This is a genomic window from Pseudomonas sp. GW821-FHT07F01 (assembly GCF_059418825.1).
On the sequence record NZ_JBWKQO010000005.1, the window covers coordinates 620,847 to 646,494 of the forward strand.

24 protein-coding genes and 1 riboswitch are annotated in these 25,648 nt (G+C 61.5%); of the genes, 17 read left to right on the forward strand and 7 right to left on the reverse strand.

Going from position 1 to position 25,648, the window contains the following annotated elements:
• The first annotated feature begins 110 nt into the window (after positions 1–110).
• On the forward strand, positions 111–1,169 hold the full coding sequence (locus AC07R1_RS21275; protein WP_015636688.1) for an MBL fold metallo-hydrolase: 1,059 nt from the start codon (positions 111–113) through the stop codon (positions 1,167–1,169).
• 169 nt (positions 1,170–1,338) lie between these two features.
• Here AC07R1_RS21275 and AC07R1_RS21280 read toward each other — a convergent pair whose 3' ends face one another.
• Together AC07R1_RS21280 and AC07R1_RS21285 are read right to left on the reverse strand one after the other, a co-directional pair.
• Positions 1,339–1,656 carry an XRE family transcriptional regulator gene (locus AC07R1_RS21280; protein WP_026020019.1) on the reverse strand — a complete coding sequence of 106 codons (318 nt, stop codon included), beginning with the start codon at positions 1,654–1,656 and terminating at the stop codon, positions 1,339–1,341.
• A gap of 106 nt (positions 1,657–1,762) precedes the next feature.
• Complete coding sequence (locus tag AC07R1_RS21285; RefSeq protein WP_011062784.1) at positions 1,763–2,554, reverse strand: AraC family transcriptional regulator; 792 nt, start codon at positions 2,552–2,554, stop codon at positions 1,763–1,765.
• 114 nt (positions 2,555–2,668) lie between these two features.
• Here AC07R1_RS21285 and AC07R1_RS21290 point away from each other — a divergent pair, with 114 nt between their 5' ends.
• Both AC07R1_RS21290 and AC07R1_RS21295 read left to right on the forward strand, forming a co-directional pair.
• Positions 2,669–3,484 carry a sulfite exporter TauE/SafE family protein gene (locus AC07R1_RS21290; protein WP_258611970.1) on the forward strand — a complete coding sequence of 272 codons (816 nt, stop codon included), beginning with the start codon at positions 2,669–2,671 and terminating at the stop codon, positions 3,482–3,484.
• A 121-nt stretch (positions 3,485–3,605) separates the two neighbouring features.
• Complete coding sequence (locus AC07R1_RS21295; protein ID WP_011062782.1) at positions 3,606–4,805, forward strand: hypothetical protein; 1,200 nt, start codon at positions 3,606–3,608, stop codon at positions 4,803–4,805.
• Positions 4,806–4,817: 12 nt separating this feature from the next.
• Here AC07R1_RS21295 and AC07R1_RS21300 read toward each other — a convergent pair whose 3' ends face one another.
• The 3 genes from AC07R1_RS21300 to AC07R1_RS21310 all read right to left on the reverse strand — a co-directional run bounded on the left by AC07R1_RS21300 (position 4,818) and on the right by AC07R1_RS21310 (position 8,215).
• Positions 4,818–5,798, reverse strand: coding sequence for a hypothetical protein (locus AC07R1_RS21300; protein WP_404673776.1), 981 nt, complete (start codon positions 5,796–5,798; stop codon positions 4,818–4,820).
• A 156-nt stretch (positions 5,799–5,954) separates the two neighbouring features.
• Positions 5,955–7,202 carry a ribonucleotide-diphosphate reductase subunit beta gene (locus AC07R1_RS21305; RefSeq protein WP_011062780.1) on the reverse strand — a complete coding sequence of 416 codons (1,248 nt, stop codon included), beginning with the start codon at positions 7,200–7,202 and terminating at the stop codon, positions 5,955–5,957.
• 749 nt (positions 7,203–7,951) lie between these two features.
• Positions 7,952–8,215 carry a DUF2790 domain-containing protein gene (locus tag AC07R1_RS21310; RefSeq protein WP_011062779.1) on the reverse strand — a complete coding sequence of 88 codons (264 nt, stop codon included), beginning with the start codon at positions 8,213–8,215 and terminating at the stop codon, positions 7,952–7,954.
• Between the two features lie 411 nt (positions 8,216–8,626).
• Here AC07R1_RS21310 and acs point away from each other — a divergent pair, with 411 nt between their 5' ends.
• Positions 8,627–10,582, forward strand: coding sequence for an acetate--CoA ligase (gene acs, locus AC07R1_RS21315; protein WP_011062778.1), 1,956 nt, complete (start codon positions 8,627–8,629; stop codon positions 10,580–10,582).
• Between the two features lie 252 nt (positions 10,583–10,834).
• Here the strand turns inward: acs and AC07R1_RS21320 are convergent, their stop codons facing one another.
• Positions 10,835–11,050, reverse strand: coding sequence for a hypothetical protein (locus tag AC07R1_RS21320; protein WP_495110914.1), 216 nt, complete (start codon positions 11,048–11,050; stop codon positions 10,835–10,837).
• A 135-nt stretch (positions 11,051–11,185) separates the two neighbouring features.
• On the opposite strand from AC07R1_RS21320, the gene AC07R1_RS21325 reads away from it, so the two are divergent.
• The 13 genes from AC07R1_RS21325 to astE all read left to right on the forward strand — a co-directional run bounded on the left by AC07R1_RS21325 (position 11,186) and on the right by astE (position 24,597).
• A complete protein-coding gene (locus AC07R1_RS21325) occupies positions 11,186–11,962 on the forward strand; it encodes an ABC transporter substrate-binding protein (protein ID WP_011062777.1) in 777 nt (258 codons plus the stop codon).
• Between the two features lie 92 nt (positions 11,963–12,054).
• Positions 12,055–12,744 carry an ABC transporter permease gene (locus AC07R1_RS21330; protein WP_011062776.1) on the forward strand — a complete coding sequence of 230 codons (690 nt, stop codon included), beginning with the start codon at positions 12,055–12,057 and terminating at the stop codon, positions 12,742–12,744.
• Positions 12,741–13,439: an ABC transporter permease gene (locus tag AC07R1_RS21335; protein WP_011062775.1), complete on the forward strand. Its 699-nt coding sequence runs from the start codon at positions 12,741–12,743 to the stop codon at positions 13,437–13,439. The genes AC07R1_RS21330 and AC07R1_RS21335 overlap by 4 nt, the downstream gene beginning before the upstream one ends.
• 1 nt (position 13,440) lies before the next feature.
• Positions 13,441–14,553, forward strand: a complete 1,113-nt coding sequence (locus AC07R1_RS21340; RefSeq protein ID WP_342400617.1) for a succinylglutamate desuccinylase/aspartoacylase family protein — start codon at positions 13,441–13,443, stop codon at positions 14,551–14,553.
• A gap of 23 nt (positions 14,554–14,576) precedes the next feature.
• The gene (locus tag AC07R1_RS21345) at positions 14,577–15,341 is read left to right on the forward strand and encodes an ABC transporter ATP-binding protein (protein ID WP_011062773.1); all 765 of its coding nucleotides are present in this window, start codon (positions 14,577–14,579) and stop codon (positions 15,339–15,341) included.
• A gap of 112 nt (positions 15,342–15,453) precedes the next feature.
• Positions 15,454–16,434 carry a transcriptional regulator ArgR gene (argR, locus tag AC07R1_RS21350; RefSeq protein ID WP_011062772.1) on the forward strand — a complete coding sequence of 327 codons (981 nt, stop codon included), beginning with the start codon at positions 15,454–15,456 and terminating at the stop codon, positions 16,432–16,434.
• Between the two features lie 362 nt (positions 16,435–16,796).
• Positions 16,797–18,017 carry an aspartate aminotransferase family protein gene (locus tag AC07R1_RS21355; protein WP_011062771.1) on the forward strand — a complete coding sequence of 407 codons (1,221 nt, stop codon included), beginning with the start codon at positions 16,797–16,799 and terminating at the stop codon, positions 18,015–18,017.
• 133 nt (positions 18,018–18,150) lie between these two features.
• Positions 18,151–19,170: an arginine/ornithine succinyltransferase subunit alpha gene (gene aruF, locus AC07R1_RS21360; RefSeq protein ID WP_011062770.1), complete on the forward strand. Its 1,020-nt coding sequence runs from the start codon at positions 18,151–18,153 to the stop codon at positions 19,168–19,170.
• Positions 19,171–19,254: 84 nt separating this feature from the next.
• Positions 19,255–20,283, forward strand: a complete 1,029-nt coding sequence (gene astA, locus AC07R1_RS21365) for an arginine N-succinyltransferase (protein WP_011062769.1) — start codon at positions 19,255–19,257, stop codon at positions 20,281–20,283.
• Complete coding sequence (gene astD, locus AC07R1_RS21370; RefSeq protein WP_011062768.1) at positions 20,280–21,746, forward strand: succinylglutamate-semialdehyde dehydrogenase; 1,467 nt, start codon at positions 20,280–20,282, stop codon at positions 21,744–21,746. Before astA ends, astD begins: the two co-directional genes overlap by 4 nt.
• 136 nt (positions 21,747–21,882) lie before the next feature.
• On the forward strand, positions 21,883–23,229 hold the full coding sequence (astB, locus tag AC07R1_RS21375) for an N-succinylarginine dihydrolase (protein ID WP_011062767.1): 1,347 nt from the start codon (positions 21,883–21,885) through the stop codon (positions 23,227–23,229).
• Between the two features lie 56 nt (positions 23,230–23,285).
• Positions 23,286–23,573 carry a hypothetical protein gene (locus AC07R1_RS21380; RefSeq protein WP_011062766.1) on the forward strand — a complete coding sequence of 96 codons (288 nt, stop codon included), beginning with the start codon at positions 23,286–23,288 and terminating at the stop codon, positions 23,571–23,573.
• A 13-nt stretch (positions 23,574–23,586) separates the two neighbouring features.
• The gene (gene astE, locus AC07R1_RS21385) at positions 23,587–24,597 is read left to right on the forward strand and encodes a succinylglutamate desuccinylase (RefSeq protein WP_495110915.1); all 1,011 of its coding nucleotides are present in this window, start codon (positions 23,587–23,589) and stop codon (positions 24,595–24,597) included.
• A 58-nt stretch (positions 24,598–24,655) separates the two neighbouring features.
• Here astE and AC07R1_RS21390 read toward each other — a convergent pair whose 3' ends face one another.
• Positions 24,656–25,165 carry a 6,7-dimethyl-8-ribityllumazine synthase gene (locus AC07R1_RS21390; RefSeq protein WP_495110916.1) on the reverse strand — a complete coding sequence of 170 codons (510 nt, stop codon included), beginning with the start codon at positions 25,163–25,165 and terminating at the stop codon, positions 24,656–24,658.
• A 121-nt stretch (positions 25,166–25,286) separates the two neighbouring features.
• Positions 25,287–25,457, reverse strand: a riboswitch (FMN riboswitch).
• Between the last annotated feature and the right edge of the window lie 191 nt (positions 25,458–25,648).

A 25,648-nucleotide genomic window follows, 5' to 3' on the forward strand; every position in this document is an offset into this window, starting at 1 on the left:
GTTCATCTTTGAAACGATGATTGGCGGCTGATGCTTGCGTGCCTTGGCCAGTAGATCGTCCCGCAATACCACGTCGCAACCTTGCTGCGTTCCATGGAGTCATTTCAATCATGGCCACTGTCTCGTCAAGCATCACCCGTGCTCCCCGCGAGGAAACCTCGCGCCAGGAGCAGGGGGCTTTTCGCAACCATGCGCCGGTGCGTCGTGCCGGCTTTGGCAAGACCCTGCAGATCTTCTGGAACATGTTGTTCCACAAGCCGCGCAATACCCGCCCGGCCGGAGCCATTCCGGTGCAGCCGCTGACCCGCGAGCAGTTGCTGGCGGCGCCCGATCACAGCGTTTACCGCCTGGGGCATTCCACCGTGCTGCTGAAGATGCGCGGCAAGTTCTGGATCACCGATCCGGTGTTTGCCGAGCGCGCGTCACCCGTGCAATGGGCCGGGCCGAAGCGCTTTCACCAGCCGCCGATCAGCCTGGAGCAATTGCCCGATATCGAGGCGGTGATCCTGTCTCATGATCATTACGATCACCTTGATCACAAGACCGTGCTGGTCCTGGCGGACAAGACTCGGCATTTCCTCACCCCGCTGGGGGTGGGCGATACCCTGATCAAGTGGGGCGTGCCTGCGGCCAAGGTCCGGCAACTGGATTGGTGGCAGGGCTGTGAGGTCGCTGGCGTCCGTTTCGTTGCCACCCCATCGCAGCACTTTTCCGGGCGTGGTCTGTTCGATGGCAACCGGACCTTGTGGGCCTCCTGGGTGATGATCGATGGCCCCACGCGGATCTTCTTCAGCGGCGATACCGGTTATTTCGACGGTTTCAAGCGTATCGGCCAGCAGTACGGCCCATTCGACCTGACACTGATGGAAACAGGGGCCTACAACGTCGAATGGCCCCATGTGCACATGCAGCCCGAGCAGACTCTGCAGGCCCACATCGACCTGCAAGGTCGTTGGCTGCTACCGATCCACAACGGCACCTTCGACCTGGCGATGCACGCCTGGCACGAACCCTTCGACCGCATCCTGGCCCTGGCCTGGGAGCGCAGTACCAACATCACCACGCCGCAAATGGGCGAAGCCTTCAACCTGGCGCAGCCGCAGCGGGGAGCCGCCTGGTGGCTGGAGGTGGAAGGTGCACTGGAGCAGGCGGGCGTCGAATCCGCCTGACCCAGGCCTTCTTCGCCCGGGCGGCGGGTTATGAGGATGGTGACCATGGCATCCGCCGTTTGCGGCGCCATGAGGCCCGGATCAAAACCCTGGGCTGCCCGCCGGTTCGTCCGGGCTCGACCCCTCTGCCAGTACCGGCCTTGTGCGAGCACTTGCCCAGGCGGCTGGATCATTCGATCAGGGCGTAGTCGGGCCGCTCCATCGGGTTGGGAGTGGCTCCCTTGATGTTCATGCCGCGGCCCGGGGTGAAGCCCGGGAAGAACACCAGGCCCTGGGCCTCAAGGCAGAACGCCAGGGCCAGGCGGGTCACGTCACGGACCTCGTAGCCCGCTTCGAAGCGCTGGATGGCTTGCACCGAGACCGCGGACTCGCGGGACAGCTGATCCATGTCCCAGCCCAGCATGTCCCGGGCCTGGGCACAGTGTTGTGGGGTGAATTGATAGAGAGCGATACGTTCCAGGGTGATTTTCATCGCGAGAGAGGCCATGGTTTTCTCCGGGAGGTTAGGCAGTGCGTTGGCTTTGTACTGGATATTTGTACAGTTGTTTTGCGTCCGGATCAAACTCAATTTCTGCCACTGCGCCAGCCTTTGGTCACAAGGCTTTTCCAGGGGCTGGATGCTCTTGATTCAGGTAGGTGCTGGGGGATTGCCCCAGCACCCGACGGAACATGGTGGAGAACGCGCCAGGGCTGTCATAACCCAGGTCCAGGGCGATTCGGGTTACCGGCTCCGCGGCCGCCAGCCGGGCCAGGGCCTGGATCACGCAGGCCCGTTGCCGCCACTGCACGAAGCTCATATCGGTCTCCTGGCGAAACCAGCGATTGAAGGTACGCAGGCTGACATGCAGTCGGTCTGCCCAGTGCAGGGGGGATTGATGGACATCGGGCCGGGCGAGAAAAGCCCGGCACAGCTCCAGCAGTGGGCCGCCGGCCGGCAAGGGAATGTGCAGCGGCAGGCCAGGGCAACGCTGGATTTCGTGCAGCAGCAGGTTGATCAGCAGCCCGTCGCGCCCGTCCAGGTCGTATTCCAGGGGCATGTCCACTGCTTCCAGCAGTAGCTGGCGCAGCAGTGGCGAGATGCCGATGACCCGGCAGCCGCTGCTGTCCAGTGGCGCCGCGGCCGGCTCGATATACAGGCTGCGAGTGCTGACCCCAAGCATCAGCACCTCATGTTCCACCCCCGGTGGAATCCACACCGCCCGCTGCGGTGGCACCACCCAGTTGCCCTGATCGGTACTGACCTGCATCACTCCGGTGGCGCCATAGAGCAGTTGCGCCCGCCGATGCCGATGGCGCGGCAGGCGTTGCCCGTCTGGGTAGTCGGTGCCAATGGCGAGCACGGGACGTGGGGTCTGATCCAGTTGGTCGATGGAGATATTGCGCATGCCGACAGAGTCCTGTATTTGGCGTAAACGCAAACATTATTGGCCAGTTTACTGAAGCCGGCCAAGCGCTGGGGTTCTATCTTCCAGGGCGTCTACCTGAATGGAAACGCCTTGATGTTCTATCTACTGTTGGCACTTTTTGGTTGCATGACGGGCATCAGCGCCGTGCTGTTCGGCTTTGGTGGCGGGTTTGTGGTGGTACCGCTGCTGTACTGGATGTTGCTCGGCAGCCAGGGCGCCGATTCGGCGGTGGGGCAGGCGGCGATGCATGTCGCGGTAGCCACTTCGACCTGCGTGATGATCGTCAACGCCCTGGTTGCCACCGGCAGGCACCAGCGCGCAGGCAATCTTGTCCGCCGCTATCTGTGGCCCCTGGGTGGCTATATCGGGCTGGGGGCGATAGGTGGCGCGGCGGGGGCCATGTGGGTGAGTGGCGAAGTGATCCGCTATGCCTTTATTGCCTACCTGGGCCTGACCATTGCCGACTGCCTGCTGCGCCGGGGGTTTCTTGAACAGTCGGTAGGGCAGAAAACCCGTGACCTGGGATCAGGCGAAACGCTCTTTGGCGGTGTAGGAATAGGCGTCATTGCTACCTTCCTCGGAGTGGGCGGCAGTGTCATGACTGTTCCCCTGCTACGTCGCTGCGGCCTGAGCATGACCCAGGCCACCTCCATGGCCAATCCGCTGAGTGTCCCCGTGGCGCTGGCGGGTACTGCGACCTATATGGCGCTGGCAGGCTATAGCCGCTTCGATCTGGGCCCCTGGTTTGTCGGTTATGTCGACCTGCTGGCGTTTTTTGTCCTCACCCTGGGTTCGTTGCTGGGTATTCGTCTGGCCGCGCCCTGGATCGGCAGGATCCCTGACCGGGTACATGCGAGGGTTTACATCGGTCTGTTGTTTCTGGTGCTGCTGAGCATGTGCCTGAAGTGATAGAAGCGTCACGCTTGGCCGCTCGATTGTCCTGGGGCGCCGGTCCATAATTGCTCGTCGCTTACCACAGGCCCAGGCGCTGCTGACGACGCTGGCGGCCTTTTCATGCAAGGGAGTTTCCATGTTCAACGGATTGATGCGCCAGATCCTCGGTGCCCTGTTGCTGTGTATCTACCTTCAGGGTCTGCAGGCCTCGCCCTCTCGACAGGTTCTCAGCGGCACTCTGGGCAAGATGCCGATTGTGCTGGAAATCAATACCGGCGATCCCAAGGACGTCACAGGGCGATATTTCTATCAGAAGTATCACCATGATCTGGCACTCAACGGCACGCTTGTCGGGCAGGCGCTGGAGCTGCGGGAGGGAGGAGGCCGCCCTGACGATGAGCAGGCGGCCCTGCCCACCTTCAAGTTGCAACAAACTGCCGATGGCTGGCAGGGGCAGTGGCAGGACTCCAAGGGCAAGACTCTCGATGTGCAGTTGTCCACGGCCAAGGCTGAGGCGCCCAAGCCGGATGCGTTGCCCTATCTGGCGCAGCTTTATCCGAATGACCTGTACGAATACCTGCGCCTGCAGGGCCTGGCCCTCAAGCAGGGCAAGCAGCAGAGCTTCATGGGTTACACCCTGCAATGGTGGAGCGAGCCAGGGTCGAAGCTGTCGATGTTCAAGGTGGTCGGCGGTTACCCGGAAGCTCAGCAACAGCGTCTCAATCAGTTGTTGATGGAGCGTCTGTGGCGCGAGGTGAGCGCCTACCACGAGTGCCTGCTGGGAGCCGGCTCCCAGGGGGGCGAATTCATGCAGACGGTAAAACCACAGTTCTTCTCACCGGCGGTACTGAGCGTGAATATCTCCACCAGCTATTCCTGCGGCGGTGCTCACCCGGACTTTGGCGACTCCCCCATGAATATCGACGTGAACAGTGGCCACCCGTTGTCACTGTCCGATGTGCTCTGGGTGGGGCAAGGCAAACCGCTATTGCACAGCGACCGCAATGGCAAAGGGGACACTCGTCTCACCGAAGCTGAGCGCACAGGCCTCTACGAATACACCCAGGAAAAACTGGCACCCTGGCTGGTCCAGCAGTTTCGCGCCTTGTACCCCGGCAAGATGCGCGAGCCGACCGACCCCGACGAGGGCTGCAACTACAGCGACGAGAGCGTCTGGGGCGATAACAGTTGGTACTTCACTCCCAAGGGGCTGTTCCTCAAGGCCTACTTTCCTCGGGTAGCGCGGGCCTGTGACGGGCCTGAGTGGTCGGTGCTGCCGTATGCGGTGGTCAGGAAGCACCCCGGGGCCGTCGCTCTGGAGCTGCCCAAGCATTGAAACCGAAGGAGGTTATTTTGCCTCCAGCCCCGGCGCCTCGCGGATCACGAAGTGATCCAGGTTCTCGATATTGGCGCTGAAGACCCCGAAGGTCGACTCGGGGTCTTTCTTGCTCGGCACCTGCTTGAGTGCCGGCGTCACGCCATAGAAGAAACAGTACAGCTCCCGCTGGCTGTCGGCGGCGCCCTTGATCTCCTCGAGGAAGGCTTTGCGCTTGCGGTAGCTGTCGATCAGCTTCTTGCTCAGGTAGACATTGACCGAGTAGGGCTTCTTCTTGGTTTCGCCCTCGGCCTTGAACCAGACTTTCTGCTCGAAATCGATGCGAAAGCTTTGGGTGTAATCCTTGATCTCCTTGATCTTGCCCCAGTAGATCAGCCCCTTGTTGTCCAGCAGGTACTCGATCTTCTTGAAGAATGAGGCGTAGCTGGCCGTGTGTTCGCCGACCTTCAGCGGCATGCGCTTGAGCAGTTCCTTGTCGTCGATGTTCGACACAAAGCACTCCACTGGGTGGGCGAAGACGCTGGTCTTGTCCGGGGTAGTGTCGCGCCCGGCATGGGGCTTGTGCGAACTGGCCTTAGCGGCTGGCGGAGTGTCCTGTGGGGCATCCACTGCCGCTTGCGGGCTGGCCGGCTTGCGCACGTATTCACGGCGGCTTAAGAGCAGCTCCGAGGGGAAATGCTCCTCGCGTTCCTCTTCGGTCGCGGTGCCTTCCACGCTACCGGCGCTTTTGCTGACCCCATAAGGGCATCCTTCTATATGAAGCGTGGCGGGCAGGTTCTTGAAATGCGGCGTGCGGATGTAGTTGACGTTCTTGGCGTTGAAAGTGCCCAGTTGATTAGTGCTATCGAACGCTGCGCGGCATTCATCGTTGGGGCACTGGAAACTTTCCCTGGCCGAATCGAAGACCAGGGTTTCATCGAAATTCAGATCACGCACGTCATAGATCGACAACTTGTCGTCGAGGCTGATGCAGTACGCGGTATCGAATTTCATGGGCGCTTTGATCCTTAAGCGGAAGAGGGTTCTTTATAGCGGCAGGTCATGCAGCCTGCACGTACTTTGATGAACCAGTCCCTGTGTAGATTGGTGCGGCCAATAAAAAAGCCCTGACCAAGTCAGGGCTTCTTGTTTGTGTCATTGATCCGGAAATCAATCCCAGCTCAAGGCGCCGCCAGTCTGATACTCGATCACGCGGGTCTCGAAGAAGTTCTTCTCTTTCTTCAAGTCCATGATCTCGCTCATCCATGGGAACGGGTTGGTGGTACCTGGGTACTCTTCCTTCAGGCCGATCTGCGACAGGCGACGGTTGGCGATGAACTTGAGGTAGTCCTCCATCATCGCGGCGTTCATGCCCAGTACACCGCGCGGCATGGTGTCGCGAGCGTATTCGATCTCCAGTTGGGTGCCCTGGAGGATCATCTGGGTCGCTTCTTCCTTCATCTCGGCATCCCACAGGTGCGGGTTTTCGATCTTGATCTGGTTGATCACGTCGATGCCGAAGTTCAGGTGCATGGATTCGTCGCGCAGGATGTACTGGAACTGCTCGGCGACACCGGTCATTTTGTTGCGACGGCCCATGGACAGGATCTGGGTGAAGCCGCAATAGAAGAAGATGCCTTCCAGAACGCAGTAGTAGGCGATCAGGTTGCGCAGCAGTTCCTTGTCGGTGTCGACGGTGCCGGTTTCGAACTTCGGATCGGAGATCGAACGGGTGTACTTCAGGCCCCAGGCGGCTTTCTTCGCGACCGATGGAATCTCGTGGTACATGTTGAAGATCTCGCCTTCATCCATGGCCAGCGATTCGATGCAGTACTGGTAGGCGTGGGTGTGGATCGCCTCTTCGAACGCCTGGCGCAGGATGTACTGGCGGCATTCCGGGTTGGTGATCAGGCGGTACACGGCCAGTACCAGGTTGTTGGCAACCAGGGAGTCGGCGGTGGAGAAGAAGCCCAGGTTGCGCATGACGATGCGACGCTCGTCGTCGGTCAGGCCTTCCGGGTTTTTCCACAGGGCGATGTCGGCGGTCATGTTGACCTCTTGCGGCATCCAGTGGTTGGCGCAGCCGTCGAGGTACTTCTGCCAGGCCCAGTCATACTTGAACGGCACCAGTTGGTTGAGGTCGGCGCGGCAGTTGATCATGCGCTTCTCGTCAACCGCGACACGGGCGGAAGAGCCTTCCAGCTCGGCCAGGCCTTCGGCGATGTCGAGCTGATCCAGAGACGCCTTGGCGCGGGCTACGGCAGCGGAGTCGCTGGCAGTCACGGCACGGGCTTCGAGAGCGGCGGCGCCACCGGCGCTGTCGAGGCGGTCCATGTTGGCTTCAGTAGCGTGGCCGGCGTTGGCGCCTTTGACCGCAACTTCACCTTCTTCTTTGTCGAATTCGTCCCAGCTCAGCATGACGTGTCGTCTCCTGCTCGAGGGCCAGATGCCCGTGTGAAAACAAAAGGGGTGGTTTTTCACACGGCACGCTGGCCGCGTTAAATCATTGGAAATCGTTTGTTGCAGCAGTGAACGCAGGCAATAAACAGAAATACGTGTCCGGGTGCCTGGTGACCGCTGTCGGGCGGAGCTTGGCGTGCCAGCTCCTGCGCAGGATTCAGCAGGTCGTTTTCATCCGGTAAGGGAATGTTGCAGGCCCGTTTTGAGGACGCATTATAAGGATATTTTCGGGGGCGTGGGGCGACCGATGGGCGCAGGCGAGCCCGAGAAGGGGGGGGACTTGGAGCAGAGCGCGGGTTTACAAGGCTTTGGCGGTTGAAGATTTTTTTTCACGCTTGAAAAAAATAGCTGGAAATGGCCAAAAAATAGCCAATTTTACTAGATGTTGTGTTTTTGCAAGCCTTTTTGAGGTTTTGAACACAACTCGAATCGCTCGGTCTTGCCTTGGGAAATCTCCTGGAGCAGGTCTTCAGGGGGTGGCCGGATTTCCTCCGTCGAAGCCGTCGCTGGAGTTGCTCGCAAGGTCGTGGCGGTGCCATGAGGAGGCCATCAACCTCAGGAGGAAAGGTGCGTGCGATTGCCGGGCTCGCACGTCGTCAGGCTGAGGCCTTTTACTGCCCATGGGTGGGTAGTCACCAGGCATCTGTGCCGCAAGAGGGATTTCTTGCGGCCGGCAGTCATCAAGGTATGTGCAATGAACTTTGCTATTAGCCGTTAGAGCAACCGTTGCCCATTACGCGATATTGAAGAATATGCCGCTGGCCGTGGGAGTCTTCATATTCCATGCGGGCTGGTACAACTTCGCATACTTCTGGAACTTCGCTCATGGAGATAACTTTGGCGATATCCAGATCAGTCGAGTAAGTGTATTCCTCTACCGGTACTTGCTGGTTGGCGACATCAGTCGGGATCTCATCAGCCATCGCGGTTACGCACAGACTGCTGAGGGCCAGAACTAATAAAGCTTTCATTTGCGTTTTACCTTTCTAAGGTCGTGTGAGGTCACGCAGCCTTTATGGGGCTGCGTGTGGAACTTGAGTAGAAGTTTGATTAACTGCCTTCGTGGGGGCTGCAACTTGGTTAATCAGATTGCCTGTTGGGCGAGGCAGATTTTAGGCGCGGGGGCCGCAGTCATATAGGCGTACTTTTGATAAACACCTTTGACAGTTTTTGTAACAATCGCCGAAAAAGGGCTGTTTGGCAGCTGGCTGGAACTTTTTTGGGTAGGGTGGATATCGCTGTAAGGCGCATTCTTGAAGGGGTTTGGCAAATGAAGGGGTATTTCGCAGGGGGTTGTTACTACCATCGTCGAATGGTTCTATAGACGCCCCCCGGCTACAACGGGGTCATACAAAAACAACTATGTCACCGAGGTAAGAAAGATGAGTGCGGCTTCTCTGTATCCCGTTCGTCCCGAGGTTTTGGCCAATACGCTGACTGACGAGGCGACCTACAAGGCCATGTACCAGCAGTCGGTCGTGAACCCGGACGGTTTCTGGCGCGAACAGGCCAAGCGTCTCGACTGGATCAAGCCTTTTACCACGGTGAAGCAGACCTCCTTCGACGATCACCATGTCGATATCAAGTGGTTCGCCGACGGCACCCTGAACGTCTCCTACAACTGCCTGGATCGCCATCTCGCCGAGCGCGGTGATCAGATCGCGATCATCTGGGAAGGCGACGATCCTTCCGAAAGCCGCAACATCACCTACCGCGAACTGCATGAGGAAGTCTGCAAGTTCGCCAACGCCCTGCGTGGCCAGGACGTGCACCGCGGCGACGTGGTGACTATCTATATGCCGATGATTCCCGAGGCGGTGGTGGCCATGCTGGCCTGTACCCGCATTGGCGCGATCCACTCGGTGGTGTTCGGCGGCTTCTCCCCTGAAGCCTTGGCCGGACGCATCATCGACTGCCGCTCCAAGGTGGTGATCACTGCCGACGAAGGTATCCGTGCCGGCAAGAAAGTGCCGCTCAAGGCCAATGTCGACGATGCCCTGACCAATCCGGAAACCAGCAGCATTCAGAAGGTCATCGTGTGCAAGCGCACCGGTGGCAACATCAAGTGGAACCAGCACCGCGACATCTGGTACGAAGACTTGATGAAAGTCGCCGGCAGCGTCTGCGCGCCGAAAGAGATGGGCGCCGAAGAAGCGCTGTTCATCCTCTATACCTCCGGTTCCACCGGCAAGCCCAAGGGCGTGCAGCACACCACCGGCGGCTACCTGCTGTATGCGTCGCTGACCCATGAGCGGGTGTTCGACTACCGCCCGGGCGAAGTCTACTGGTGCACCGCCGACGTCGGCTGGGTCACCGGCCACACCTATATTGTCTACGGCCCGCTGGCCAACGGCGCCACCACCGTGCTGTTCGAGGGGGTGCCGAACTACCCGGATGTCACTCGGGTGGCGAAGATCGTCGACAAGCACAAGGTCAACATCCTCTACACCGCACCGACCGCAATCCGCGCCATGATGGCTTCGGGCACCGCTGCCTGCGAAGGCGCCGATGGCAGCAGCCTGCGCCTGCTGGGCTCGGTGGGCGAGCCGATCAACCCGGAAGCCTGGGACTGGTACTACAAGAACGTCGGTCAGTCCCGCTGCCCGATCGTCGACACCTGGTGGCAGACCGAAACCGGCGCCACCCTCATGAGCCCGCTGCCGGGGGCGCATGCCTTGAAGCCGGGTTCCGCAGCGCGTCCGTTCTTCGGCGTGGTGCCGGCCCTGGTGGATAACCTGGGCAACATCATCGAGGGCGCGGCCGAGGGCAACCTGGTGATTCTCGATTCGTGGCCAGGCCAGGCACGGACCCTGTACCGCGACCACGATCGTTTCGTCGATACCTACTTCAAGACGTTCCGTGGCATGTACTTCACCGGTGACGGCGCCCGTCGCGACGAAGATGGCTACTACTGGATCACCGGTCGGGTGGACGATGTGCTCAACGTCTCCGGGCACCGCATGGGTACCGCTGAAATCGAAAGTGCCATGGTTGCGCACCCGAAGGTCGCCGAAGCGGCGGTGGTGGGTGTGCCTCACGACATCAAGGGGCAGGGCATCTACGTCTATGTGACCCTCAATGGTGGCGAAGAGCCGAACGAAGCCCTGCGCCTGGAATTGAAGAACTGGGTGCGCAAGGAAATCGGGCCGATCGCCTCGCCGGACGTCATCCAATGGGCGCCGGGCCTGCCGAAAACTCGTTCCGGGAAGATCATGCGGCGGATTCTGCGCAAGATCGCCACGGCGGAGTACGACGGTCTGGGCGATATCTCGACCCTGGCTGACCCGAGTGTGGTGCAGCACCTGATCGATACCCACAAGACCATGAACGTCGCCTGAGGCGGTTTTCGAGTCACCCAGCCCCGCCCGGCCCTGTGCCGGGCGGGGCTTTTTTGTGCGGTGGCGATGGGCCGCAAAGCCCTCTGCGTGGCTGTTGCAGGTGCCGGCTTGCCCGCGAGGAAGGGGCGAATAAATATCGGATTTATCCCTTCGGTGTATCCGAATGTTACCGGTACGGCCGAAGATGTAACCTCGCGCCTACTTTCGGGGCAATGGGAAACGCCGGGCCCCATTTCAGGGCCTTTTATACCCTTATAAAAAATAAGTCATCACGCTGCGCTTGCCGGAATAGAAGGCTTTGCCAATAATAGGCCCGCAATTTGCAGCATAGATCGGTTCCTCGTCTTTCGCTCTTGCATAGAATTGAAGAGCTGTCAATGCGCTGGCCAGGCATTCTCGATGCTTCTGTAATTTGTTGTCGCATTGAGGAAATATCGGCTTCCAGCCTGTCGTTAGAATGCCGGTCACTCGCTCGTCGTTGCCTGTGTGTGAGCCCCTTGCGGGCTGCCCGGGCCGCAGCGCCGCTATTTGCTGTTTCACCCATTCGCATATTGGGCTGTCGCTCACTCTGCCGTTTTCGCCCTTTACCGATGGAGTTCTAAGATGAAGAAACTCGTGCTTCTTGGCGCCCTGGCACTGTCCGTGCTCTCCCTGCCGACTTTTGCCGATGAAAAGCCCCTGAAAATTGGTATCGAAGCGGCTTACCCTCCGTTTGCCTCCAAGGCGCCGGACGGCAGCATCGTCGGTTTCGACTACGACATCGGCAACGCCCTGTGCGAAGAGATGAAGGTCAAGTGTGTCTGGGTCGAGCAAGAGTTCGACGGCCTGATCCCGGCACTGAAGGTTCGCAAGATCGACGCCATCCTCTCATCCATGTCGATCACTGACGATCGCAAGAAATCCGTGGACTTCACCAACAAGTACTACAACACCCCGGCGCGTCTGGTGATGAAGGCCGGTACCCAGATCAGCGACGGCCTGGCCGAGCTCAAGGGCAAGAACATCGGCGTGCAGCGCGGTTCGATCCACGAGCGTTTCGCCCGTGAAGTGCTGGCTCCCCTGGGTGCGCAGATCAAGCCTTACGGCTCGCAGAACGAAATCTACCTGGATGTGGCCGCCGGTCGCCTCGACGGCACCGTGGCGGACGCTACCCTGTTGAATGACGGCTTCCTGAAGACCGACGCTGGCAAGGGCTTCGCCTTCGTCGGTCCGGCCTTCACCGACGTCAAATACTTCGGCGACGGCGTAGGCATCGCCGTGCGCAAGGGCGACAAGGCCGATCTGGACAAGATCAACGCCGCCATCGCTGCCATTCGTGAGAACGGCAAGTACAAGCAAATCCAGGACAAGTACTTCGACTTCGACATCTACGGCAAGTAAGACCGTCGAATCAGTCAGTCCGAGATGGCGCAAGCAGCAGAATCTCTGAAGTTTGCGCCATTTTTTCATCCCAATTTTCGAGGACCTGAATCATGTTGAAAGGCTACGGGGCTGTCATCCTCGATGGCGCTTGGCTGACGCTTCAGCTCGCCTTGTCGTCCATGGCCCTGGCCATTGTTCTGGGTCTGATCGGGGTTGCGCTGCGCCTCTCGCCGGTGCGCTGGCTGGCCTGGCTGGGCGACCTGTACTCCACGGTAATCCGCGGTATTCCCGACCTGGTGCTGATCCTGCTGATCTTCTACGGCGGCCAGGATCTGCTCAACCGGGTGGCGCCGCTGCTGGGTTATGACGATTACATCGACCTCAATCCGCTGGCGGCCGGTATCGGCACCCTGGGCTTCATCTTCGGTGCCTACCTCTCCGAAACCTTCCGTGGCGCCTTCATGGCGATCCCCAAGGGGCAGGCGGAAGCCGGCATGGCCTACGGCATGAGCAGCTTCCAGGTGTTCTTCCGGGTGATGGTGCCGCAGATGATTCGCCTGGCGATTCCCGGCTTCACCAACAACTGGCTGGTACTGACCAAGGCGACCGCGCTGATTTCCGTGGTGGGCCTGCAAGACATGATGTTCAAGGCCAAGCAGGCGGCGGATGCCACTCGCGAGCCATTCACCTTCTTCCTTGCAGTGGCGGCGATGTACCTGGTGATCACCAGTGTCTCGTTGCTGGCACTGCGTTACCTTGAGAAGCGCTACTCGGTAGGCGTAAGGGCGGCTGATCTATGATCTTCGACTACAACGTCATCTATGAGGCCCTGCCGCTGTACTTCGGCGGCCTGCTGACCACCCTGAAACTGCTGGCGCTGTCGCTGTTCTTCGGTTTGCTGGTGGCGCTGCCCCTGGGGCTGATGCGGGTGTCCAAGCAGCCGCTGGTGAACATGACAGCCTGGCTCTACACCTATGTGATCCGCGGCACGCCGATGCTGGTGCAGCTGTTCCTGATCTACTACGGCCTGGCTCAGTTCGAAGCGGTGCGCGAGAGTTTCCTCTGGCCCTGGCTGTCCAGCGCGACCTTCTGCGCCTGCCTGGCCTTTGCCATCAACACCAGCGCCTACACCGCGGAAATCATCGCCGGCAGCCTCAAGGCCACGCCCAATGGCGAGATCGAGGCGGCCAAGGCGATGGGCATGTCGCGCTACAAGATGTACCGCCGCATTCTCTTGCCGTCGGCTCTGCGCCGGGCGCTGCCGCAGTACAGCAACGAAGTGATCATGATGCTGCAGACCACCAGTCTGGCGTCCATCGTGACCCTGATCGACATCACCGGCGCGGCGCGGACGGTCAACGCGCAGTACTACCTGCCGTTCGAGGCCTACATCACCGCCGGCGTGTTCTACCTGTGCCTGACCTTTATCCTGGTGCGCCTGTTCAAGCTGGCCGAAGGCCGCTGGCTGCGCTACCTGGCGCCGCGGAAGCACTGATATGGAACGCATCGATCATCCATTGCCCTGGAATCACCTGGGTAGCGAGCGGCATATCTCGGTGTTCCGTTTCGGCAGCGGCGAGCGCAAGGCCTATATCCAGGCCAGCCTGCATGCTGACGAGTTGCCGGGCATGCGTACTGCCTGGGAGCTGAAGAAGCGCCTCGGCGAACTGGAAGCCCAGGGGGCTCTCAACGGCGTCATCGAGCTGGTGCCGGTGGCCAACCCGCTGGGCCTGGGCCAGTTGCTGCAAGGCAATCACCAGGGGCGTTTCGAGGCCGGCAGCGGCAAGAACTTCAACCGTGATTTCGTCGAGTTGAGCGAGCCGGTCGGCCAGCGCCTGCAAGGGCGCCTGGGGGATGATCCGCACGCCAATGTGCGCCTGATTCGCCAGGCCATGGCCGAGGTGCTGGCTGAGCTACCGCCGGCGTCCAGCCAGTTGCAGGGCATGCAGCGGGTGCTCCTGAGCCATGCCAGCTGCGCTGATGTGGTGCTGGACCTGCATTGCGATGCCGAGGCGGCGCTGCACATGTATGCATTGCCGCAGCATTGGCCGCAGTGGCGCTCCCTGGCCGCGCACCTGGATGTGAAGGTCGGCCTGCTGGCGGAAGATTCCGGTGGCAGTTCGTTCGACGAAGCCTGCTCGTTGCCCTGGTTGCGCCTGTCGCGGCAGTTCCCTGAAGCGCAGATCCCCTTGGCTTGCCTGGCAACCACCCTCGAGCTGGGCGGCCAGGCCGACACCGGGCGGCCTCAGGCCCAAGCGCACGCCGAAGGCATCCTGGCGTTTCTTGCCGAGCAGGGGTTGATTGCCGGTGATTGGCCGGCCCCCGGGCGCGAAGCCTGCGAGGCCATGCCTTTCGAAGGCACCCAGCTGCTGTATGCGCCGCACCCCGGCGTGGTGAGCTTTCTGCGTCCGGCCGGTAGCTGGGTGGAGGCGGGCGAGCCGGTTTTTGAAGTGATTGATCCCCTATCCGATCGGGTCAGCACGGTGTGTGCTGGCACCAGCGGCGTGCTGTTCGCCGTTGAGCGGCTGCGTTATGCCCAACCCGGTTTCTGGCTGGCCAAGGTGGCGGGGCGCGAAGCGCTGCGTCACGGGCGCTTGCTCAACGACTGACTGTTTTTGTGAGAACCGACCGCATGTACAAACTTGAAGTCCAAGACCTGCATAAGCGCTATGGCAGTCACGAAGTGCTCAAGGGCGTGTCCCTGAAGGCCGCAGCTGGCGATGTAATCAGCATCATCGGCTCCAGTGGCTCGGGCAAGAGTACATTCCTGCGCTGCATCAACCTGCTGGAGCAGCCCCATGCGGGCAAGATCCTGCTGAACAACGAAGAGCTGAAGCTGGTAGCCAACAAGGACGGCGCCTTGAAGGCCGCCGATCCCAAGCAGCTGCAGCGCATGCGCTCGCGCCTGTCGATGGTGTTCCAGCATTTCAACCTGTGGTCGCACATGACCGCGATTGAAAACATCATGGAAGCGCCGGTGCATGTGCTGGGTGTGTCCAAGGCCGAGGCTCGCGAGAAGGCCGAGCACTACCTGGCCAAGGTCGGTGTGGCGCACCGCAAGGATGCCTATCCGGGGCACATGTCCGGTGGCGAGCAGCAACGGGTGGCGATTGCCCGGGCCCTGGCGATGGAACCGGAAGTCATGCTGTTCGACGAGCCGACCTCGGCCCTGGACCCGGAACTGGTGGGCGACGTCCTGAAGGTCATGCAGGCCCTGGCCCAGGAAGGTCGGACCATGGTGGTGGTGACCCACGAAATGGGCTTTGCCCGTGAGGTGTCCAACCAGCTGGTGTTCCTGCACAAGGGTGTGGTGGAAGAGAGCGGCAACCCGCGTGAAGTGCTGGTGAACCCGCAATCAGAACGTTTGCAACAATTCCTCTCGGGCAGCCTCAAGTAATAGCTGCCGTTGTGCACCAAATTAGGTCATGCTGCGCACCGCGCGCCAGATGGTCTAACTTGGTGCTGCCGCCCTTGGCTTCTCACCTTGTTTTCGTTTCGGATTGCCCGCCATGACTGCCCATCGAATTGGTTTCCTGATTTGGCCCAGCACTAAAGCCTTGACGCTGGCGCTGGCTGAGGAGGCCTTGCGTGTTGCCCAGCGGGTGCACCCGGAAGTGGTCTATGAGCTGGCTTTCCTGCAGGCTGAGGCCCCGGCCGAAGGCGCCTGGCAACTGCCGGGCGAGCCTTGGGCGGGCAAGCTGGAAGGTTGTCAGAAACTGTTCCTGCTGGCGGACGAGCCGCCGGCGCCGATGAGTTCCGGCTTGAGCAGTGCCCTCAAGCAGCTGGTGCGTGCAGGCTGTGTGATTGGTGGGCTGTCAGCCGGGGTTTACCCCTTGGCACAACTGGGGTTGCTCGATGGTTATCGGGCAGCGGTGCACTGGCGCTGGCAGGATGATTTCGCCGAGCGTTTTCCCAAGGTCATCGCCACCAGCCATCTGTTCGACTGGGACCGTGATCGCCTGACCGCGTGCGGTGGCATGTCGGTGCTGGACCTGCTGCTGGCGGTGCTGGCCCGGGATCATGGCGCCGAGCTGGCCGGTGCGGTGTCCGAGGAACTGGTGGTGGAGCGCATTCGTGAAGGCGGCGAGCGCCAGCGTATCCCGCTGCAAAATCGCCTGGGCTCCAGCCATCCGAAGCTGACCCAGGCAGTGCTGCTGATGGAGGCCAATATCGAGGAGCCGCTGACCACCGACGAGATTGCCCAGCACGTCTGTGTTTCCCGTCGTCAGTTGGAGCGGATCTTCAAGCAGTACCTGAACCGCGTGCCCAGCCAGTATTACCTGGAGCTGCGCCTGAACAAGGCCCGGCAGATGCTGATGCAGACCAGCAAGTCGATCATTCAGATCGGCCTGTCCTGTGGTTTTTCTTCCGGCCCGCACTTCTCCAGCGCTTATCGCAACTTCTTTGGCGCCACCCCGCGTGAAGATCGCAATCAGCGGCGCAGCAGCAGCCCGTTCGAACTCTCCTCCGTGCCTTCCGAGCGCGGTTGACCCCGTATTGTAGGAGCCGGCTTGCCGGCGAATCCCACAGGCCACCCGCTCGCCCGCAAAATCCCGTTCGACGTCCTCTTGTCGTAACGTCGATAACCTTTTCGAGATTTGGGGCTGCCCGCCACATAACTACCTGGGTAATTACCTTGGGCAAATTGCCCGGCAAATCTGCCGCTGAGGCTGTGCGCAGTTTAAACTGCGCCTTTGCGACGCTATTTGTCGCATTGCCATAAACCCGCTTAAAACCTGGGTTGGCGCTATAAGAAGTTGTCGCTTGGCGACAAGGCCGGGCACAAAACTGTCCTTACAATCCCTCCATCGCTCGCCAGTTTCAGGCGGGTGTTCCTCTTCAGGAGACTCCGATGTCCGTTGAGCAAGCTCCGGTGCAACGCGCCGATTTCGACCAGGTGATGGTTCCCAACTACGCACCTGCGGCCTTCATTCCTGTGCGTGGCGCGGGGTCCCGAGTATGGGATCAGTCGGGTCGGGAACTGATCGACTTCGCCGGCGGCATCGCGGTCAACGTACTGGGCCACGCCCATCCGGCCCTGGTAGGCGCACTGACCGAGCAAGCGGGCAAGCTGTGGCATGTGTCCAACGTCTTCACCAACGAGCCGGCCCTGCGCCTGGCCCACAAGCTGATCGACGCCACCTTCGCCGAGCGCGTGTTCTTCTGCAACTCCGGCGCAGAAGCCAACGAGGCCGCCTTCAAGCTGGCCCGTCGCGTGGCTCACGATCGTTTCGGCGCAGAGAAGTACGAAATCATCGCCGCCCTGAACAGCTTCCACGGCCGTACCCTGTTCACCGTGAACGTGGGTGGCCAGTCCAAGTACTCCGATGGCTTCGGTCCGAAGATCACCGGCATCACCCATGTGCCGTACAACGATCTGGCCGCCCTGAAAGCCGCGGTTTCCGACAAGACCTGCGCCGTGGTGCTGGAGCCGATCCAGGGCGAGGGCGGCGTGCTGCCGGCCGAGCTGGCCTACCTGCAAGGCGCCCGCGAGCTGTGCGACCAGCACAACGCGCTGCTGGTGTTCGACGAAGTGCAGACCGGCATGGGCCGCAGCGGCGAGCTGTTCGCCTATCAGCATTACGGCGTGACCCCGGACATCCTCACCAGCGCCAAGAGCCTGGGCGGCGGTTTCCCGATCGCGGCGATGCTGACCACCGAAGCGCTGGCCAAGCACCTGGTAGTCGGCACCCACGGCACCACCTACGGCGGCAATCCGCTGGCGTGTGCGGTGGCCGAGGCGGTGATCGACGTGATCAACACCCCACAGGTGCTCAATGGTGTGAAAGCCAAGCACGACCGCTTCAAGACCCGTCTGTTGCAGATCGGCGAGAAGTACGGCCTGTTCACTGAAGTCCGCGGCCTGGGCCTGTTGCTCGGCTGCGTGCTCAGCGAGGCCTGGAAGGGCAAGGCCAAGGACGTGTTCAACGCGGCCGAGAAAGAAGGCTTGATGATCCTGCAAGCCGGCCCTGACGTGGTGCGCTTCGCGCCGAGCCTGGTGGTCGAGGATGCCGATATCGACCAGGGCCTGGACCGCTTCGAGCGCGCCGTGGCGAAATTGACTCAAGCCTGATCCAGGGCGGCGGTGCTTCTCGGCGCCGGCCTTTGCGGCCGGCGTCGAGCCTAATTCCTGTGCCGGGCTATCCCGGCATTTTTTTCCCTGAGTCGGACGGTTTCCGACCTGTTTTAGAGTAAGGAGTGACACCATGCTGGTGATGCGCCCCGCGCAAATGGCTGATCTGGGCGAGGTACAGCGTCTGGCTGCAGACAGCCCGATTGGTGTCACCTCCTTGCCGGATGATGTGGATCGCCTGAGCGACAAGATCGCCGCAAGCGAGGCTTCGTTCGCCGCTGAAGTGAGCTTCAACGGTGAAGAGAGCTACTTTTTCGTCCTGGAAGACACCGACAGCGGCAAGCTGGTGGGCTGCTCGGCGATTGTCGCCTCGGCCGGCTACTCCGAGCCGTTCTACAGCTTTCGCAACGAAACCTTCGTCCACGCCTCCCGCGAGCTGAAGATCCACAACAAGATCCACGTCCTGTCCCAGTGCCACGACCTCACCGGCAACAGCCTGCTGACCAGTTTCTACGTGGTCCCGGAGCTGGTGGGCTCGGCCTGGTCGGAGCTCAACTCCCGCGGCCGCCTGTTGTTCGTCGCCAGCCACCCGGAGCGCTTCGCCGATTCGGTGGTGACCGAGATCGTCGGCTACAGCGATGAGCATGGCGACTCGCCGTTCTGGGATGCCATCGGGCGCAACTTCTTCGACCTCAACTACGCCGAGGCCGAGCGCCTGTGCGGCCTGAAAAGCCGGACCTTCCTCGCCGAGCTGATGCCCCATTACCCGATCTACGTGCCGCTGCTGCCGGATGCGGCCCAGGAAGCCATGGGCCAGGTGCACCCGCGGGCACAGATCACCTTCGACATCCTGATGCGCGAAGGTTTTGAAACCGATCACTACATCGACATCTTCGACGGTGGCCCGACCTTGCATGCGCGGGTCTCGGGTATCCGCTCGATTGCCCAGAGCCGCGTGGTGCCGGTGAAGATCGGTGAAGCAGCCAAGGGCGGCGGCCGCCAGTACTTGGTCTCCAACGGCCAGTTGCAGGATTACCGCGCGGTGTTGCTGGAGCTGGATTACGCCCCGGGCAAACCGGTGACCCTGGACCTGCAAGCCGCCGAAGCCCTGGGCGTCGGCGAAGGCGCCAGCGTGCGCCTGGTGGCGGTTTAACGCCTGCTTTCACTACCTGGAAAGCAAGCCTAGAAGCAGCGAGTTTCGCGCAGGCCGCCAGCGGCCTGCGTCTGAGGAGATAGCATGATCGTTCGTCCCGTACGCAGCAGCGATTTACCCGCGCTGATCGACCTGGCCCGCAGCACCGGCACTGGCCTCACCACCTTGCCGGCCAACGAAGAGCGCCTGACCCACCGGGTCGGCTGGGCGGAAAAGACCTTTCGCGGTGAAGCCGAGCGCGGCGATGCGGACTACCTGTTCGTGCTGGAAGACGACAACGGCCGGGTGGTGGGCATTTCCGCCATCGCCGGCGCCGTCGGCCTGCGCGAGCCCTGGTACAACTTCCGGGTCGGCCTGACGGTCAGCGCCTCCCAGGAGCTGAACATCTACCGCGAGATCCCCACGCTGTTCCTGGCCAATGACCTGACCGGCAACTCCGAGCTGTGCTCGCTGTTCCTGCATGCCGACTACCGCACCGGCCTCAACGGCCGCATGCTGGCCAAGGCGCGGATGCTGTTCATCGCCGAGTTCCCGCAGCTGTTCGGCAACAAGATCATTGCCGAGATGAGGGGTATGTCCGACGAGAATGGCCGCTCGCCGTTCTGGGAAAGCCTGGGCCGGCACTTCTTCAAGATGGAGTTCAGCCAGGCCGACTACCTGACCGGTGTCGGCAACAAGGCCTTCATCGCCGAGCTGATGCCCAAGTTCCCGCTCTATACCTGTTTCCTGTCCGAAGATGCGCGCAACGTCATCGCCAAGGTCCACACCGACACCGAGCCGGCGCTGGCCATGCTCAAGAGCGAAGGCTTCAGCTACCAGGGCTATGTCGACATCTTCGACGCCGGCCCGGCGGTGGAGTGCGAGACCAGCAAGATCCGCGCAGTGCGTGACAGTCAGGCGCTGGTGCTGGCCATCGGCACCCCGGGCGACGACGCCACGCCGTTCCTGATCCACAACCGCAAGCGCGAGGACTGCCGCATCACCGCGGCACCGGCGCGCTTTGCCGCCGGCACCCTGGTGGTCGATCCCCTGACCGCCAAGCGCCTGCAACTCAACGCCGGCGACCAGGTCCGCGCGGTTCCGCTGTCTGCTTCTCGGGAGTCGAAACAATGAGCACGCTGTACATTGCCGGCCAATGGCTGGCCGGTCAGGGCGAGGCCTTCACCTCGGTCAATCCGGTGACCCAGGCGGTCATCTGGTCGGGTAATGGTGCCACTGCCGCACAAGTGGAGAGCGCCGTGCAGGCTGCCCGCCAGGCGTTTCCGGCCTGGGCAAAGCGTTCCCTGGAAGAGCGCATCAGCGTGCTCGAAGCCTTTGCCGCCAGCCTGAAGAGCCGTGCCGACGAACTGGCCCGCTGCATTGGCGAGGAAACCGGCAAGCCGCTGTGGGAAGCTGCCACCGAAGTCACCAGCATGGTCAACAAGATCGCCATCTCGGTGCAGAGCTACCGCGAGCGTACCGGCGAGAAGAGCGGCCCGCTGGGCGACGCCACCGCCGTGCTGCGGCACAAGCCCCACGGTGTGGTGGCGGTGTTCGGCCCCTACAACTTCCCTGGCCACCTGCCTAACGGGCACATCGTTCCCGCTTTGCTGGCCGGTAACAGCGTGCTGTTCAAACCCAGCGAGCTGACGCCGAAAGTCGCCGAGCTGACGGTGCAGTGCTGGATCGAAGCCGGCCTGCCGGCCGGTGTGCTGAACCTGCTGCAAGGCGCTCGGGAAACCGGCATCGCCCTGGCGGCCAATCCGGGTATCGATGGGTTGTTCTTCACCGGTTCCAGCCGTACCGGCAATCACCTGCACCAGCAGTTCGCCGGGCGCCCGGACAAGATCCTGGCCCTGGAAATGGGCGGCAACAACCCCCTGGTGGTGGAGCAGGTCGCCGACCTGGACGCTGCGGTGTACACCATCATCCAGTCGGCCTTTATCTCGGCTGGCCAGCGTTGCACCTGCGCGCGGCGCTTGCTGGTGCCGCAAGGCGCCTGGGGTGACACGTTGCTGGCGCGCCTGGTGGCGGTCAGCGCAACCATCGAGGTCGGCGCGTTTGACCAGCAGCCTGCGCCGTTCATGGGCTCGGTGATCTCCCTGGGCGCCGCCCGCGCACTGATGGATGCGCAGCAGCAGCTGTTGGCCAACGGCGCCGTAGCCTTGCTGGAAATGACCCAGCCCCAGGCCCAGGCTGCCTTGCTGACCCCGGGCATCCTGGACGTTAGCGCCGTGGCCGAGCGCCCTGATGAGGAGCTGTTCGGGCCGTTGCTGCAAGTGATCCGCTACGCTGATTTCGATGACGCGATCGCCGAGGCCAACAACACTCAGTACGGCCTGGCGGCCGGTCTGTTGTCGGACTCCGCCGAGCGCTACCAGCAGTTCTGGCTGGAAAGTCGAGCAGGTATCGTCAACTGGAACAAGCAGTTGACCGGCGCCGCCAGCAGCGCGCCATTCGGTGGCGTGGGGGCCTCGGGCAACCATCGGGCCAGTGCCTATTACGCGGCGGACTACTGCGCGTACCCGGTGGCTTCCCTGGAAACCCCGAGCCTGGTGCTGCCGAGCGCGTTGACGCCGGGTGTGCGCCTGTCCTGATTGGCGTGGCCTTTTCGCCGGCAAGCCGGCTCCTGCAGATCTGTGCAGGAGCCGACTTGCCGGCGAACGAGCGCACCGCGTTCGCCATGTGTAGATATCGATTGCCTATAACAAACAGATTCGTGGAGCCTCGCTGATGAAATCCTATGAAGTCAATTTTGACGGGCTAGTGGGGCCGACCCATAACTACGGCGGCCTGTCCTACGGCAACGTTGCCTCCCAGAGCAACAGCCAGCAGGGCTCCAATCCCAGGGAAGCGGCGCTGCAAGGCCTGGCGAAAATGAAAGCGCTGATGGAAATGGGCTTTCAGCAAGGCGTGCTCGCCCCGCAAGAGCGCCCGGACGTGGCCGCCCTGCGCAACCTGGGTTTTGCCGGAACAGACGCCCAAGTCATCCAGCAGGCCGCCAAGCAGGCGATGCCATTGCTGGTCGCCAGTTGCTCGGCATCGAGCATGTGGGTGGCCAACGCCGCCACGGTCAGCCCCAGTGCCGACACCGCCGATGGCCGTGTGCACTTCACTGCCGCCAACCTCAACTGCAAATACCACCGCAGCATCGAGCACCCCACCACCAGCCGCGTGCTGGGGGCCATGTTCGCCGACCAGAAGCATTTCGCTCATCACGCGGCCCTGCCGGCGGTAGCGCAGTTCGGCGACGAAGGCGCCGCCAACCACACGCGCTTCTGCCGTGACTATGGGCAGGCCGGCGTGGAGTTCTTCGTCTTCGGTCGCAGTGCTTTCGATACTCGCTACCCGGCACCGCAGAAGTACCCGGCGCGCCAGACCCTGGAAGCTTCCCAGGCCGTCGCCAGGTTGCATGGCCTGAGCGAGGAAGGGGTGGTCTATGCCCAGCAGAACCCTTCGGTGATCGACCAGGGCGTGTTCCACAACGACGTGATCGCGGTGGGCAATGGCGAGGTGTTGTTCTATCACGAGGACGCCTTCCTCGAGACCGATAAGATGCTCGCCGAGTTGCAGGGCAAGCTGGGCAAGCGCGGCGGCAACTTCCAGTCGATCTGCGTGCCGCGTTCGCAGGTGACGGTGGAAGATGCCGTGCGCTCCTACCTGTTCAACAGCCAGTTGCTGTCACGCGCCGACGGCTCGATGCTGCTGATCGTGCCCGAGGAATGCCGCGGCAACGAGCGAGTCTGGCAGTACCTGCAAAGCCTCACCAGCTCTGGCGGGCTGATTCGTGAAGTGAAGGTCTTCGACCTCAAGCAGAGCATGCAGAACGGCGGTGGCCCGGCGTGCCTGCGCTTGCGCGTAGCGCTCAAGGAAACCGAGCTGGCGGCGGTCAATCCTGGGGTTATCATGACCGCGCCGTTGTACGACACCCTGACCCAATGGGTCGGCAAGCACTATCGCGACCGCCTGAGCGAAAGCGACCTGGCGGACCCGCAACTGCTGCTTGAGTGCCGGACGGCACTGGATGAACTGACGCAAATCCTTAAACTGGGCGCGGTTTATCCCTTCCAGATCAATTGAAAGCCAGTACCCGGCGATCCCGGGCGCGCAGCTTTACCCCAGATGAGAACTGACCCATGAGCGATACCCTGCAGCTGATCCTTGAAGACACCGACGGCACTCAGCTGGAAACGTCCTGCACCCGTTTCGCCGTGCTGTGGCAGGGCAAGGAAGTGTGGATCCAGCAGGACGGCCGCGGCCAGCTGCTGATCGGCGTGGATGTGGAAGAAGGCGATGCGGAATACGCCAGCCTGCTGCTGCGCCCACTGGCGACCAACCTGGTCAGCCTGCAACTGGAAATGGAGCCGGCCGACGCCGGTGACGATGATCACGTGCACGGCCCTGACTGCGGCCACGCTCACTAAGGAAGTCCGCTCTATGCTCGCCCTCGGCAAACTGCTTGAACTGACCCTCGCCGGCCGTGAACCGGCGGAGAAGACTCAACTGACTGTCGACGGCGTGCGCATGCGCTGGCTGAGCGAGGGGGCTCTGGAAGTGCGGCCGCCCGAGGCTCGCGATAACGGCCTGGACCTGCTGCTGTCAGCGGGAATCCATGGCAACGAGACGGCTCCCATCGAGCTGCTCGACCGCCTGTTGCATGACATCGCCCGGGGCGATCTGAAGCCCCGCGCACGTATCCTGTTCCTGTTCGGCAACCCCGAGGCCATGCGCCGCGGCGAGCGTTTTGTCGAACAGGACGTCAACCGGCTGTTCAATGGCCGGCATGAATCGAGCAGTGGTTTCGAAGCCCTGCGCGCTTGTGAACTGGAGCGACTGGCGGCGAGCTTCTTCAGCCAGCCCGATCGCCAGCGCCTGCACTACGACCTGCACACGGCAATCCGCGGCTCGAAGATCGAGCAGTTTGCCCTGTACCCATGGAAGGACGGGCGTCAGCATTCACGCCGTGAGCTGGCACGCCTGCGGGCTGCCGGTATGGAAGCGGTGCTGTTGCAGAATAAGTCTTCCATCGTCTTCAGTGCCTACACCTACGATCAGCTGGGGGCCGAGTCCTTCACCCTGGAGTTGGGCAAGGCACGGCCATTCGGGCAGAACCAGGGGATCAATGTCGAACGCCTGGAAACCCGGCTCAAGCAGATCATCGACGGTAGCGAACCACCTGCGGAGCAGGACAGCCTCGACGGGTTGCAGTTGTTCAGCGTGGCTCGGGAAGTCATCAAGCACAGCGACAGCTTCCACCTGCATCTGCCGGCAGACATCGAGAACTTTTCCGAACTGGAAGTGGGTTACCTGCTGGCCGAGGATATCGCCCAGACCCGCTGGGTCATCGAGGAGACGGGGGCACGGATCATTTTTCCCAATCCCAAGGTGAAGAACGGCTTGCGCGCAGGGATTCTGATTGTGCCGGCCACGGCCGACGGCCTGGCCTGAGGTTCGCCGGCGAGCCGGGCCCCCGCAGGAGCCGGCTTGCCGGCGATACCGCTACCGCTTAAACCGCTACCGCACGCTGCTCGTTACGGCGCAGGGCGCGGACCTTCTGCAGGGTGTCGGCACAGGTTCTCGCCGCTTCCTGGCCTTTGTGCACGAAGTGCTCGAAGAAGAACTTCTGATGCTCTTCACCCGCATGGAAATGATGCGGGGTCAGCACCACCGAAAAGATAGGCACTTCGGTTTCCAGTTGCACTTGCATCAGGCCGCTGATGACCGACTGGGCGACGAACTCGTGACGGTAGATGCCACCGTCCACCACCAGGCCGGCAGCAACGATCCCGGTATAACGACCAGATTTGGCCAGCAGTTTGGCGTGCAGCGGGATTTCGAAGGCGCCGCCGACTTCGAAGAAGTCGATATCGGATTCCTGATAGCCCTGGGCGAGCATTTCAGTGACGAAGCCCTGACGGCTCTGATCGACGATTTCCTTGTGCCAGCAGGCCTGGATAAAGGCGACGCGCTCGTTGGGGTGGTGTTTGCTTTTGCTATCGATTGCAGTGGGTTGCATCTGTTCTGACTCCTGTTTGTGTGAAAAACAGGGCATATATGAATCGAATGGGATTTAAGGGTGCGCGCAGAACGGTCGTGGATTTCCCACGAACTGCCCGGCAACGGCCCTTTGGCGCCAATCCCGTTCTCTCTTCATCCGGACTATGACCGTCGGCCCCGGAATCACACCGGGTCTGCTGACCTTGTCGTCACCTGTGGCCAAGCCACCGGTCTCGCCAAGCGCTCGCGGGCTATGCGCATTGCACGCAATTACCGCCGGTGGGGAATTGCACCCCGCCCTGAGAACGTTTGCCCGCAATTTTTCGCGGGCGGTGAGTTTTTAACACAGATCCTCTCGAGACGCATCGCACCTTTTGGATAATTCTCATCGGATTTTTCAACGCCAGACTCAGGCTTTTCTACAGTTGTTGCTTGATTATTGCCGGCCATGGCCGCAGTTTCGTTTCGAAAGGGAGTTCCCCCTGTTCAAGAGCGGACCTTG